The sequence below is a fragment of the Natronobiforma cellulositropha genome (genome assembly GCF_025629245.1).
Classification (GTDB): Archaea; Halobacteriota; Halobacteria; order Halobacteriales; family Natrialbaceae; genus Natronobiforma; species Natronobiforma cellulositropha.
The window spans coordinates 77861-90600 of the sequence record NZ_JANZXN010000015.1; the positions used below are offsets into that span (position 1 = coordinate 77861).

16 protein-coding genes and 1 tRNA gene are annotated in these 12740 nt (G+C 64.5%); 9 read left to right on the forward strand and 8 right to left on the reverse strand.

Translation table 11 applies throughout. The features are described 5' to 3' along the window. Nucleotides 1–7: 7 nt before the first annotated feature. Nucleotides 8–664 (reverse strand): glycerophosphodiester phosphodiesterase, encoded by a 657-nt coding sequence (locus N0B15_RS06030; RefSeq protein WP_263018657.1) that lies wholly within the window; start codon nucleotides 662–664, stop codon nucleotides 8–10. A 137-nt stretch (nucleotides 665–801) separates the two neighbouring features. Between N0B15_RS06030 and N0B15_RS06035 the strand changes: the two genes are divergently transcribed. From N0B15_RS06035 to N0B15_RS06055, 5 genes are all read left to right on the forward strand, one after another. Then, the gene (locus N0B15_RS06035) at nucleotides 802–1122 is read left to right on the forward strand and encodes a DUF5785 family protein (RefSeq protein ID WP_263018659.1); all 321 of its coding nucleotides are present in this window, start codon (nucleotides 802–804) and stop codon (nucleotides 1120–1122) included. Between the two features lie 141 nt (nucleotides 1123–1263). Then, nucleotides 1264–2025: a GTP cyclohydrolase III gene (locus N0B15_RS06040; RefSeq protein WP_263018660.1), complete on the forward strand. Its 762-nt coding sequence runs from the start codon at nucleotides 1264–1266 to the stop codon at nucleotides 2023–2025. 113 nt (nucleotides 2026–2138) lie between these two features. After that, nucleotides 2139–2711 (forward strand): CBS domain-containing protein, encoded by a 573-nt coding sequence (locus N0B15_RS06045; protein WP_263018662.1) that lies wholly within the window; start codon nucleotides 2139–2141, stop codon nucleotides 2709–2711. Between the two features lie 87 nt (nucleotides 2712–2798). Beyond that, the gene (locus tag N0B15_RS06050) at nucleotides 2799–3347 is read left to right on the forward strand and encodes a GNAT family N-acetyltransferase (RefSeq protein WP_263018664.1); all 549 of its coding nucleotides are present in this window, start codon (nucleotides 2799–2801) and stop codon (nucleotides 3345–3347) included. 8 nt (nucleotides 3348–3355) lie between these two features. Further along, a tRNA-Thr gene (locus N0B15_RS06055) sits at nucleotides 3356–3429 on the forward strand. Nucleotides 3430–3462: 33 nt separating this feature from the next. On the opposite strand, the gene N0B15_RS06060 is transcribed toward N0B15_RS06055, so the two are convergent. Further along, nucleotides 3463–3882: a VOC family protein gene (locus N0B15_RS06060; protein ID WP_263018666.1), complete on the reverse strand. Its 420-nt coding sequence runs from the start codon at nucleotides 3880–3882 to the stop codon at nucleotides 3463–3465. Between the two features lie 329 nt (nucleotides 3883–4211). Here N0B15_RS06060 and ddfA point away from each other — a divergent pair, with 329 nt between their 5' ends. Then, nucleotides 4212–4487, forward strand: coding sequence for a DdfA family disk-determining factor (gene ddfA, locus N0B15_RS06065; protein ID WP_263018667.1), 276 nt, complete (start codon nucleotides 4212–4214; stop codon nucleotides 4485–4487). A gap of 5 nt (nucleotides 4488–4492) precedes the next feature. Here ddfA and N0B15_RS06070 read toward each other — a convergent pair whose 3' ends face one another. Both N0B15_RS06070 and N0B15_RS06075 read right to left on the reverse strand, forming a co-directional pair. Next, nucleotides 4493–4957, reverse strand: a complete 465-nt coding sequence (locus N0B15_RS06070; protein WP_263018668.1) for an acyl-CoA thioesterase — start codon at nucleotides 4955–4957, stop codon at nucleotides 4493–4495. A 101-nt stretch (nucleotides 4958–5058) separates the two neighbouring features. Continuing rightward, the gene (locus N0B15_RS06075) at nucleotides 5059–5811 is read right to left on the reverse strand and encodes a ribonuclease H-like domain-containing protein (protein WP_263018669.1); all 753 of its coding nucleotides are present in this window, start codon (nucleotides 5809–5811) and stop codon (nucleotides 5059–5061) included. A 125-nt stretch (nucleotides 5812–5936) separates the two neighbouring features. On the opposite strand from N0B15_RS06075, the gene N0B15_RS06080 reads away from it, so the two are divergent. Next, entirely contained in the window at nucleotides 5937–7040 is a 1104-nt protein-coding gene (locus N0B15_RS06080) for a Gfo/Idh/MocA family protein (RefSeq protein ID WP_263018670.1), read from the forward strand. Then, nucleotides 7041–7799, forward strand: a complete 759-nt coding sequence (locus tag N0B15_RS06085; RefSeq protein ID WP_263018671.1) for a hydroxypyruvate isomerase family protein — start codon at nucleotides 7041–7043, stop codon at nucleotides 7797–7799. A gap of 17 nt (nucleotides 7800–7816) precedes the next feature. Here N0B15_RS06085 and N0B15_RS06090 read toward each other — a convergent pair whose 3' ends face one another. Together N0B15_RS06090 and N0B15_RS06095 are read right to left on the reverse strand one after the other, a co-directional pair. After that, a complete protein-coding gene (locus tag N0B15_RS06090; protein WP_263018672.1) occupies nucleotides 7817–9430 on the reverse strand; it encodes a hypothetical protein in 1614 nt (537 codons plus the stop codon). Between the two features lie 193 nt (nucleotides 9431–9623). Continuing rightward, on the reverse strand, nucleotides 9624–10337 hold the full coding sequence (locus N0B15_RS06095; protein WP_263018673.1) for a DUF7504 family protein: 714 nt from the start codon (nucleotides 10335–10337) through the stop codon (nucleotides 9624–9626). A 157-nt stretch (nucleotides 10338–10494) separates the two neighbouring features. Between N0B15_RS06095 and N0B15_RS06100 the strand changes: the two genes are divergently transcribed. Continuing rightward, nucleotides 10495–11205, forward strand: coding sequence for a DUF7547 family protein (locus tag N0B15_RS06100; protein WP_263018674.1), 711 nt, complete (start codon nucleotides 10495–10497; stop codon nucleotides 11203–11205). Between the two features lie 3 nt (nucleotides 11206–11208). Here the strand turns inward: N0B15_RS06100 and N0B15_RS06105 are convergent, their stop codons facing one another. Further along, the gene (locus tag N0B15_RS06105; protein WP_263018675.1) at nucleotides 11209–11574 is read right to left on the reverse strand and encodes an OB-fold domain-containing protein; all 366 of its coding nucleotides are present in this window, start codon (nucleotides 11572–11574) and stop codon (nucleotides 11209–11211) included. Beyond that, nucleotides 11571–12725 (reverse strand): thiolase family protein, encoded by a 1155-nt coding sequence (locus N0B15_RS06110; RefSeq protein ID WP_263018676.1) that lies wholly within the window; start codon nucleotides 12723–12725, stop codon nucleotides 11571–11573. Before N0B15_RS06110 ends, N0B15_RS06105 begins: the two co-directional genes overlap by 4 nt. Between the last annotated feature and the right edge of the window lie 15 nt (nucleotides 12726–12740).

Below are 12740 nucleotides of genomic sequence, written 5' to 3' on the forward strand. Positions count from 1 at the left end.
TCACCCGCTACTCGAGTGGCCGGTCAGCGGAGATGCAGTCGACGCCGCGCCAGGTGAGGAGTCTCGCGCCGAGCCGACCGGGAACCGCCCACGCGTGAACCTCGAGACCGACGCGTTTCGCCCGGGGGACGAGTCGGGTGAACAGACACCGGCGCGCGTGCGCGCCGATCACGTCACACTCGAGTTCGACCGCGCGCGTCACCGGCCGGCGTACGTCTCTGCTCACGAGAACGCCCGTCGGCTGATTCCGGTCGAGTTCGCGCACCCGGCGCAGTGCCGTCGGGAGAAACGAGGTGACGACCACGCGGTTCGGCACGTCCTCGAGTGCGCGCAGGACGTCGCCAGCGATTCCCTGGGTCTTGAGTTCGAGGTTGACGTCGACGGCCGGTGGCAGCGCCTCGAGGACGGTCTCGAGCGTCGGGATGCGTTCGTCCGTCCCGAGCACCCGTTCTGACTGGAGTTGCTCGAGTGAGAGGTCAGCGACGGTTCCCGATCCGTCGGTGACCCGGTCGATCGTCTCGTCGTGGATGACGACGAGTTCGCCCGAGCCACACCGGCGAACGTCGAACTCGACGATATCCGCGCGTTCGGCCGCCGCACGGAGCGCACCGACCGTGTTCTCCGGAGCGACCGCGGCGAAGCCACGGTGGGCGATGAGCCGCATTCGTCCGCCTCTTGGGCGACAGCGGCCTTGAACGCACCGGCGACGTAACCTCGTTCCCCAGCCACAGCGTCCGTGACTGGTCTCGTCTCCCGACGGTGAGAAGTAACGTTTTTGCGAGCGCCCGACTGAAGGCGGGTATGGACTGGCCACACGATCCCGACGGCGAGGAGGGCAGCGAGGGGATGCGCAAGTTCGACATGGCGATCATCGCGAAGAAAGTCGACGAGGAGGGCGACTTCCCACTCGAGCGCGACGCCTTCGTCGCCGACCACGGCGACGACCCGATCCGGGTCAACTACGGGAAGGTCGTCGCGATGCGCGAGATCTTCGAGTACGTCGAGGAGGAGTCGTTCGAGACGATACTCGACATGCACAAGGCGGTCGGCCGGGCCATGCGCGCCGGTGGATTCTGGGACTACCACCCCGTCGGCCCGAACCCGGAGAAGAAGTCCGCGTAAACGAACACCCCCTGCCGCGCTGAGGTTCTCTGCCGGCCGAGCGTCGGTGTTCGAGACGCTCGAGTGACCGGTTCGCCGGTCCCCATCACGAATGTGGATTACGTATCGCTTATACGACGGCGCTCGTAACGGTCAGATACTGTGACGAACACGCAGGTTACGCTCGTTCAAATCGACAACTACGGCCCGTGGACGGTCACGCCGGAGCCGCGACGCGAAGCCGATCTGCAGACCCTCCAGTCGAGGCTGTACGCCGACATCTCGCAGTTCGTCGGCGCCCGGGACGGCTACGTCTTCTTCACGCGCTTCGACAACATGATCGCCGTCACGAACGGTCTCGACCGGGCCGCTCACGCGCTCTTACAGGAGTCGATCGGAAACCGCTACCCGGTGACGCTCAGCCTCGGTATCGCCGTCGACGAGTCTCCGATCGATGCGCTCGCGACGGCGACCGCCGTCGTCCAGAACGAAGGCAGCGCACAGGACGAACGGCGCACGGAGGTCCTCGGGGGGAACGTCCTCGAGGAGGCGGACCGAACCGACGAGGACGTCCAGATCGCTCACTTCGACGTCAACGACGCCACCGGCGTCTACACCGACGAACTCAACGCCTTCGACAGCTTCATCGAGATCGAACAGGGCTACGCCGAACTCATGCGCTACATGCGAACCGCCCACGACGGTCTCTCGTTTTTCGTCGGCGGAGACAACATCATCGCCGTCTGTCCCGACCTCGAGCGCGCCGACTACGAGGATGCCATCGACCACGTCGCGACGACCGTCGACGTCGCGCTCAAAGTCGGCGTCGGCCGCGCCGCCGACCCACAGCGGGCCGGGATGGCCGCGAAACACGCACTCGAGGTGTGCCGCGAGGACGGCTCTCACGTCGAGTTCGGCTGGTGAACCGCCAGTGTGCGTGGCTGTGAGCGCCACTCGAGAGACCAGTCAGCTACGCCAGGCGATTTCATAAGTGTACCGGGGGTAGCTTTTAGCCCGTCTGTGCTATACGTTCGCACATGGAATCGGATCTCTCGGTCCGGGATATTCTGACCAACGACTACGTCGCCGTCAGCGAGTCGGACACCGTCCTCGACGCCGTTCGGCTCATGCGTGAAGAGCGGGTCGGGTACGTCCTCGTCGTTCGTGGAGCGGATCCGGTCGGAATACTGACGGAGTGGGACGTGCTCGGTCTCGTCGCCGCAGAGGAGTCACCGAAGACCACGCTGCTCGAGACGGCGATGTCTGCACCCGTCCTCACGGTCGAGGCGAGCCTCCCACTGAGTGATGCCGCGACGAAGATGACGACCGACAACATCCGCCACCTGGTCGTCACCGACGAAGAGGACGTACTCGGCGTGCTCACCCAGCGCGACGTCATCGCAGCGGCCGGGTCGTTCCGGGCGACGACTGTCTCTCCCGGTCTCGTCTCGAACTCGGCCGGACCTGACGAAGAGACCGAACGACCGCTCGTCTCGAACGGTGGCGAGGAGTACACGACGCAGGGCGTCTGTGAGGCGTGTGGGGCGCTCGCTGCGTCGCTCAGGGAGGCGAACGGCCGACTCGTCTGTCTCGACTGTCGGAACATCTAGGTGATCTGGCTCTCCGTTCAGACGCTCTTTTCCGAAGACCTATCCTTCCCACCGGTGAGGGTGCGTGTGTCTACGACGCGTGTTCCTATGATCGACGAAGACAACCGGCCCGACATCCCTGCCACCGAACGCCTCGTCGTCGAACCGGCGACGAACGACGACGTCGACGCACTCGCCGACGCGTGGCTGGACCTCGCTCGCGAGCAACTCGCCTACGGGTCACACGTCGTTCCGGGGGCGAATCACTCGACGATTCGCGACCTGTTTGCGACCCACGTCTTCAACGACGGCCTGCTCGTCGCTCGAATCGACGGCGACGTCGTCGGTTTCGCCAGTTACGCACTCGAACGCGGGACCTTCACACTCGATACGAGACGGGGACTGCTCTCGAACATCTACGTCGTCCCCGAAGCGCGAAACCGCGGCGTCGGAACCGCACTGCTCGAGACCGTCGAGGACGCGCTCGCCGAGCGGGGCGCTACGGTCGTCATGCTCGAGGCGATGGCGAGCAACGAGGGTGCTCGCCGGTTCTACAGACGCCACGGTTACGAGACCTACCGCGTGGGAATGGAGCGGACGCTCACGTCGAAATCGCCAGCCGAAAACGATACACACTCAAAGGAGGACGGTCAATGAGAGACCGCGCCAGGGGAGCATGGGTGGTACATGCACTCGACTTGTAATCGAGAGTTCACGGGTTCAAATCCCGTCCCTGGCTCTGTCTACTTGCTTTTCGATCTGTTCGAAGTGTTCACCGCTCGAGTACCTCGATCAGCGTTCCATCCGGGTCGGTGAAGAACAGAATCGTCGAGCCGCTCTCGGTCGTCTGTGGCTCGCTGATCGTCTCGAGTGACTCCGGCAGGTCGGCGTAGAAGCGCGCGATATCGTCGACGAGAAACCCGAGGTGGGTCGATCCAGGCTGGTTGATCGTCGCACTCGAGCGCGCCGTTCCGGCGGGTTCGTACTCGACGAGTTCGACGAGAGCACCGCCCGCCTCGAGGTGGGCGAACCTCGCGCTCGCGCCGTCGACGCCGACGCCGGTCGCGAAGGCGTCACCGGAGACGCTGAACCGGCTCTCGACCGACAGTCCGAGTACGTCACCGTAGAAGTCGACGGCTCGCTCGAGGTCGCTGACGGTGATTCCGACGTGGTGGGTCCGTAGTGAGACCATACGCGTGACGAATCGGCCGGTTCACAAAACGATTCACACTCGCCTCGGCCACTCACGGGGAGCGTGTACGACGAACCTCGGGCGAAAACCGTGGGATAGCACTCCTTGTACACCTTGCAGTGGGTTCTTGAGAGCTAGATAAGACCGCATTACTGTGTACACAGTGTTCTTGAAATACTATATTTCTCACTAAATTCATAAATTTAGACTTCAATTAGCTGCCAAAATATACACTAGAGGCAGTAATCGTTCATTGAACGACGATGCTGTGCGTATCGACTCCCCCGAGGCCACAGCATTTATAAGTAGGCGAATAATGCATCTGGCTAATGCTCCTATCAGTGGACCGTTCCGACGGGAAACGAAGCCGATCACTGAGCTTCGAGGTGATCGACGCAGTTGCAGAGCGGGAGGGCGTCGACTCGACCGAAATCGAACCACCCGAGTACGAAGCGCTCTACGACGTGCTGAACCCGGAGGCGCTGGATGCGCTCTTCGCGCCGCGACACGACGGCACCGAACGGGCCCCCGGGCGCGTCGAATTCACGTTCTGTGGATACGACATCGTCGTGACCAGCGACGGCGAGGTCACCGTCTCCGAGTAACTGGCTCAGGCGTCGTGTCTCTCCCGGTGGGTAGCGATCCGTTCGCGCCAGTGTTCGGGAATCGATCTCGAGCGACCCCGCTCTCGGTCGACGACGACCTGGACCGTTCGCGCCGTCGCCGCCCTGCGATCGCCGGCGTACACCTCGTACTCCATCGGGAGGCTCGACGAGCCGAGCGGTGCCACCCGTAACCCGACCGTCACGGTGTCCGCCGCGTCGATCGGCTGCTCGTAATCGATCGTCAGGTTCGCCAGGACGGTGTCCGCCTCGACGAGCGACTCGCCGATCACCTCACGGAAGAAGGCCGCTCGAGCCTGCTCTAAGTACGTCGCGTAGACGGCGTTGTTGACGTGGCCCATGAAGTCGATGTCGCGAAGCCGAACGTCGATGGTGACGACGTAGGGGTACTCGTGGTGTTCGTTCACGTCACCGTCATTGCGTGGCCGGCCGCTGTATCTGTCGGTCTCCATCGGGGAACCTGGCGAGTGTTGCTGTCACTCACACCGACGGCCGACATTGTAACGCACACGTTACTTTCCGTCTGTGGCCCCGTTCGGTCACTCCGGCTCTCTCAGACCGTCCCACACACCGACTCGAAGACCTCGCGGTGGAGTCGGTCGGCGACCAGTTCCATCAGCGGCTCTAAGTTCGCCGTGTCCGCCCGGTTGTACTCGATCAGGGTCTCGAGTGCGCCGTCGTCTCCCGCCTCGTACTGGTGCCAGAGTCGCACCGCGTCGAGTCCCGAGATGTCCGGGAGGTCGCGTTCGATCTCGAGGTCGCGTTCGATCTGTTTCAGCCCGCCACTGAGTCCCAGGCTCTGACAGGGATACATGAGGTCGACGTGTGGCAGGCTCACGTCCACGTCGTAGTGCTGCTGGAGGAACGGCACGTCGAAGCGCTGGCCGTTGAACGTCACGAGCAGCGCCGAGCGGTCGAACTCTCGCTGGAGACTCCCAGCGGAGAGGTCCTGGTCTGCGACGAAGGTCTTCGTCTCGCCGCCCCGGTGGACGCTGACGGTCGTCACCTGGTTGCGCGATGGGTCGAGTCCGGTCGTCTCGATGTCGAGGAAACACGCCTCCTCACGGACGTTCTCGTAGAGCCGCCACCGACTCGAGGCGGGCAGTGCGTCGGCGAAAAAGCGCAGGTCGCCCTCCTCGAGACACGTGCGTCCGGTCTCGATGTAGGCGTCGATTCGGTCGGCGAGCGTCGAGCCGACGACGCTCCCGTCGAACTCGTCCCAGTGGGTGATGCCGTGTTCCCAGAGCTTTCGCTCGGTCCGCTCACCGACGCCGCGAACGGGAATGAAGCTGTTCTCGATTCGCACACTCGTCGGAGGGTGTCGAACCGGTAAAAAGCGTGCGGGTTGCGGCCCACGGTCGCAATCGGAGCTCGCGACCGGCACCCTGCCCCCACGACAAATGTTATACAGTGGCGCGGAAAGACCAGTCTGTGACCTACCGTGTTGCAGTCGTCGGCACCGGCACCGAACCCGAGAACCCCAACCGCGACGGCTACGCGATGGCCTACCACCACGCGGATGGCTACGAGCGACTCGACGAGTGCGAACTCGTCGCCTGTGCCGACATCGTCGAGGAGAACGCCGCGGCGTTCGCCGACGCCTACGACATCGACGAGGCGGGCATCTTCACCGACTACGCGACGATGCTCGAGACGGCCGAACCCGACGTCGTCTCGCTGTGCGTGCCACCGTCGGTCCACGCCGCCATCGCCGTCGACTGTATCCGCTCGGGCGTCGTCGAGGCGATCCACTGCGAGAAACCGATGGCCGACACCTACGGCGGCGCTCGGCTGATGGCCCAGGAGGCTCTCCGCCACGACGTCCAGCTGACGTTCAACCACCAGCGCCGGTTCAGCCAGGCGGTCAGAACCGCGAAGTCGCTGCTCGACGACGGTGAGATCGGCCGCCTTGAGCGCGTCGAGTTCCAGGCCTACGCCGGCCTGCTCGACTACGGCAGCCACTCGTTCGACCTCTGTTCGTACTTCGTCGACGAGACACCCGGCTCGTGGGTGCTCGCACAGGTCGACTACGGCGAGGAGAACCGCCTCTTCGGCACCCACAACGAGAACCGGGCGATCGTCTCCTGGGAGTACGAAAACGGCGTCCACGGCATCGGCGTCAGCGACTCGAGCGACGACGGCCGCGTGGGGGCGACCATCGGCTGCCACAACCGTCTCTGTGGCAGTGAGGGAACGATCGAACTGGGCGCGGCCGACGCGGACGCGCCGCTTCGCATCCGCCGCAGCGGCGACGCCGGGTGGGAGACGGTCGACACCGGCGACGGCTTACACGACTGGGAGTACCTCTACCGGGCCATCGCCGAGACCGTCCGCTGTCTCGAGACCGGGACCGAATCCGAACTCGGGGCGAAAAACGCCCTCAACGCGACCGAGTTGATCTTCGGTGCCTACGAGTCCGCCCGCCGCCGCGGCCGCGTCGACCTCCCGCTCGATATCGAGGACAACCCGCTGGTGTCGATGGTCGACAGCGGCGCACTCAGGCCGGAGCCACGGCCCGATACGGAGGACTCCTAGATGCCCCGGACCTCGGTCTGCGTCGAGTTGGTCTACGACGACGAGCCGTTCTCGGCGCGTATCGAACGCGCAGGGACCGCCGGTGCCGACGCGATCGAGTTCTGGAACTGGCGGGAGAAGGACCTCGAGACCATCGAGCGTGCCGCGAGCGAGGCGGGCGTCTCGGTCGCAGGCTTCACTGCCGGTGGCGTGCTCACCGACCCGGCGGTCGCCGACGAGGCGGTCGAGACGATCCGCGAGTCGATCACGGTTGCGACGGGACTCGACGCCGAGGTCCTGATCGTCACGACCGGCCCTGACCAGGCGGGACTCCCTCGAGACGTCCAGTACGACTCGATCGTCGACGTCCTCACTCGCGTTTCCCCGGACGCCGAAGCCGCGGGGGTCTCGCTCGTCCTCGAGCCGTTGAACACGCTCGTCGACCACCCCGGCTACTACCTCACCGCTTCGCGTGAGGGGTTCGCAATCGTCGACGCCGTCGACTCTCCAAACGTGGCGCTCCTCTACGACGTCTACCATCAGCAGGTCACCGAGGGGAACGTCATCGCGACGCTCACCGAACACGTCGATCTCGTCGGTCACGTCCACGTCGCCGACGTCCCCGGCCGCCACGAACCCGGGACCGGTGAGCTGAACTACGAACTCATCCTCGAGCGGCTCGAGGGGGCAGGCTACACCGGGTACGTCGGCTGTGAGTTCGCCCCGCTCGGTGACGCTGACGAGGCGGTCGCTCGCGTCGTCGACTGGCTCTCACCGTAACGAAAAACGAAGCCGCCTCAGGTGCTGTTATCCGAGAGGTAGAGCGTCCGGTCGATGATGTTGATCGTCCCCTCGCCCCACCTCGAGATGGCGTCCCCGCTCGCATCGGGGAGGTCGATGACGATCGTGTTCCCGTCGATGGTCACCTCGCCTTCCGGCGTCGACTCGCGCTCTGCGAAACTGCGCAACTGGTAGTCGAGTAGCCGTCTGGTCGACCCGGTGATCGTGATCGTGTTCGGATCGAACTCGAAGACTACCACCGCCCCTTCCTCGTTGCCCTCCGCCACGATGTCGAAGCCGTGACTCGAGAGGGAGAGTTCCGGCGAATCGTCGTTCATCGCCTCGATAGCCTCCTCGACGGTGAGTTTCTCTACCTGATCTTCGTCCGTCGCGTCCGCGGCTGTCGACTCGCTCGTCTCCTCATCGAACGCGAACTCCGCGCTGGTCTCCGCTCCGTCGTCGTCCACCGCGTCGTCCTCTTCTGCACTCTCACCACCAGCCGCGTCGCCGGCCGTCGTCTCCGCTGGCGCATCGTCGTCACCGGTCGGGGTTTCGATTTCCTCGCCGCCTGCTTGGTCCTCTCCCCCCTCGAGTCCGTCTGCGTCTGCACCGGCCGGTGGCTCGCCGTCATCATCGCCGCCATCATCGCCGTCGTCGTCATCGCCATCATCGCCGTCGTCGTCATCGCCATCATCGCCGTCGTCGTCATCGCCATCATCGCTCTCGTCGCCCTCGTCGCCGTCATCGCCCTCGTCGCCGTCATCGCCCTCGTCGCCGTCGCCATCGTCGGCACCACCAGTGCCGCCGTCATCGTCGTCACCGGCTGGCTCGACCGGTGCACGCTCCTCCTCGTCGTCGATCGCTGGCTCACTCGTCTCGGCTCCCGTCTCCTCGCTTTCCGATCCGGTTTTGTCTCCTTGCGCGGCAGACGGTGCGACTGCAACGATCGGTTCGTCTTCGTCGTCCCCACCGTCTTCGTCGCCGTCGTCGCCATTCTCACCGTCTGTTTCCTCGACGTCCCAGGCCTCGAGTTCGCCAGCGATCGCCGGGCCCGCGGCGATCACGTCGCGGTCGATCGGCGTCAAGTACCACGGCGTCCGGTCGGGAGACGCGATGAACCGGCCACGGTTGTACACCCCTCGAGGGTGTTCGTCCGGTTCGTCGTCCGTCGACGGCTCCTCGTCGGGAGTCTCGGTCGCCGGTTCGTCTCCCGTCTCGTCTGCTGGTGTGTTGGCCGTCGTCTCACCCTCGTGTCCTGTTTCTGCGGGGTCTTCGTCACCGGTCGGTGGGGCGGCGGGTTGTTCGTCAGTCGGTCCCTGCTGGGGCGTCTCACTGCTGGGGGCGTGTGACTCTGGCTGAGCCTGACTACCGTGTTGGGGCTGGTGATCGCCCTGCTGGGGCTGCTGAGGGCCGACCGGACCCGAACTGATCGTTCCGCTGCCGAGGTGTAACTGCGTTCCGCCACCGCCGGGTGCCCGCGAGATGCCGTCCAGGGCGTAGCCGATGTCTTTCAGATCGTCGTCGAGATTGTCCTCGAGTTTGTCGATCTTATCGCCCACGCTTCGGAGCGCGAGCGCGACATCCCAGAGCACGACCACACCGAAGAACATGAGCGCGAGGAACACTGTCACGGCGACTCCAGCGAGAAATTGAATGTCTACTTCGACCATGAATTTCGCTCTTTCGTCTGATAGTTCAGTCGCTATTTATCACTTGTGGCAACATGACAGCACCAGTACCCTCACGCCAGTTGTGGCGAAAACCGACTGCCGAAAAATTAACCGCCGTGTCGGCTGTACGCGTCTACCACGCCCAGTGCTCGGGCTAGAGTGGCAGCCACTCGCTGGATGTGCGCTGATCTCTGAGGTGCCAGCGCTGTTCGTTGGTGCCGCCGTTCGCACGAACCTCGACGATGGCGTCGAACAGCGGCTCGAGTAAGTTCACCGCGTCGTGTTCGAGTGCCACCGGCAGGTGGAAGTGTCCCATGCCGTTTACCTGTCGGACCCACGAGGTTATCACGTGTAAGAGTCGAAAGACGTTCTCTGGCCGGTGGTCGACCAACAGCGGTGCGAGCGAGTCGACGCAGACGCGAAGTTCCGATGGCTCGAGTCCGTCCGCGTCCTCGTCGAAGGCGGTGACGGTGTCGATCACCTCGGAGCCGAGTACGCTGAGCAGTTCGGTGCCGACGACCGACTGTGACACCGCGCTGTCGTTGCCATCCTCGCCGAGTACTGTGTCGTGTTCGTCCGTTTCGTCGGCCGCCCGGACGATCACCCGCGTCATCGTCTCCTCGTGGCCGTGTCCTCCCGAACACGTACAGTCGAAGCCGTGTGAGTTCCGTGGCCGCTCGGTCACGACGAACAGTCGGTACCGGGGGTCGTCACCCGATTCCCCCAGTAACCGGTGACACGCGGCCTTGTGTGCCTGGGTTGCACTCTCACCAACGAGCAGGATGTTACTCCCTTCCTGCTTGAGCGAATCGAGTGCGTGTGCGAAGGTCGCACTGTCTGGGATTGTTCCCCCGAGCTCAGTTCCCATCTTTTATAGAAAAGGATTCCTCCGGCAATAAATATTGTGGCTCACAGAAATCCACCGAACGGTTCAGTAAATTAAATCGTGTACGTTTCGGAGACCGCCGTCTGTAGATGTCACTTCGTATCCACTCACTTTTGGGTCGAGCGCCCGTAGCGGGGCTATGAGCGACTCAGACGACGACCTCGCTGAGACCATCGACGACCTCGCCGAGACGGTCGACGAACTCAAACGCGAACTCCGGTCCCAGCGCCGGCCGCCCCTGCGCCCGCCGACGCCACAGGAGTTACTCCGGGTGACCGACGAACTCGCGATTCCGACACTCATCGCCGTCCTCGAGACCAACCGCCGCGCACTCGAGGCGTTGCAACGGTCGATTCGCCTGCTCAGACGTGAGCGCGAAGTCAGGAGCGCGGGCGACGAGTTGAACGACCGGACCCGCGAGCGCGCCGCCGACCTCAGGCGGACGACGCTCGCCCACCTCGACACCACGCTCACCGAACTCGGGCGCGTCGTCTCCGAGGGTGGCGACCCCCGCGACGAACGCGCGCGCGAACTGCTGGCTGACGCCCGTGCCGTTCGAGACGATATCGACGACCGGTTGCGACGGCTCGCAGAGGCAGACACGGCGGCCGACGAGGTGAGCGAGCAGGCAGGTGACCCGGACGACGGTGCCGACACGAACACCGACGACGACGAAGACCCAGCCGACGACGCAGCCGTCGACGTCGACGCCGAACTCGAGACGCTCCGGGACCGGTACGGATCGAACGAAGACGGGCCGAGCGAAGACAGACCGAACGAAAACGAATCGAACGACGGCGGCGGCGACGAGGAGTCCGGGAGCGGTGACGACGCTCGAGACGACGGCTGACCCTCAGAGTGGCTCGAAGCGGTAGCCGTCCCACGCCTGGCTCTCGGGGACTTTGATCCCTTCGTTCGGGTCGCGAAGCTCCTCGGTGTACACCGGGCGGACCTCGGTGCCGGTTTCGACCTCGTCGGTCGTCACCTGTCCGATGGCGCGTACGGGTTCACTGTCGACGTCAAACTCGACGATTGCGACGGTGTTCGGCTCTCTGACGCCCGGTGGCGTGGCGGTGCTCGTCGTCCAGGTAACGACCGTCGCGGTGTACTCGCTCAGGTCGACCGTCTCGACCGGTTTCGAGCCGTCCGGTCCGAGCGGGTGTCCGGGGTAGCTGATCGAGCCATCCTCGTAGCGGTACGCTTCCATGCGGTCGCTCATGCTGCAGCCTCCATGATCGTAGTGATGACACAGTTTCCAAAGCCACCGACGTTACAGCAGAGCCCGACCTCCGCGTCGACCTGTCGCGGTCCCGCCTCGCCGACCAGTTGCTCGTAGATCTCGACGCCCTGGGCGACGCCGCTCGCACCGAGCGGATGCCCCTTCGACTTCAACCCGCCCGAGGTGTTGATCGGTAACTCGCTCTCGCGGTCGGTCCGGCCCTCCTCGACGTGCATCCACGCCTCGCCCTGGTCGGCGAAGCCCAGCCCCTCCATCTGGAGGAACTCGAGGATGGTGAACATGTCGTGGAGTTCGGCGACGTCGATGTCCTCGGGTCCGTAGCCGCTCATCTCGTAGGCCGCGGCCCCGCTCTCGACGACACCAGCCATGATCGTCGGATCGGGGCGCTCGTGGACGACGTGGGTGTCCGTCGCACCGGCGATACCCGAGACGACGGCGTACTCGTCGGTGTACTCTTTCGCGACCGACTCGGGACAGAACAACAGGGCTGCGCTGCCGTCGGTGATCGGACAGAAGTCGTAGAGCCTGAGCGGGTCGGCGATGACCGGCGACTCGAGCACCGTCTCGAGGTCGACTTCCTTCTGGAACTGCGCGTGGGGGTTGTCGACGCCGTTTTTGTGGTTCTTCACTGCGACCTTCGCGAGGCTCTCTCGCGGTGCATCGAAGCGCTCCAGATAGTGACGCGCCGTCAGCCCCGCGAACGAAGGGAGCGTCAGGCCATGTTTGTACTCACAGGGGTGGGTGATCGAAGCGATGACGTCGGTCGACTCGGCGGTCGTCTTGTGGGTCATCTTCTCACCACCGACGAGCAAGGTCATCTCGCTCGCGCCGCTGGCGACCGACTGCCAGGCGGCGTACATTCCGGCCCCGCCGCTCGAGCTCGTCTGGTCGACGCGCTGGGCGTACGCCGGGAGCAAGTCGAGGTCGTGCGCCAGCGCGTTCATGATCCCCGTCTGGCCTTCGAACTCACCGCTGGCCATGTTCGAGACGTAGAGGTGTTCTATCGCCGCCGGATCGACGCCCCCGTCCTCGAGACAGGCGACTCCCGCCTCGACGAGCAACTCACAGATCCACTCTTCGCGCTGGCCGAACTGGGTCATCGACGCCCCGATGATCGCAACACGTTCCATACGCTCACCCATTCG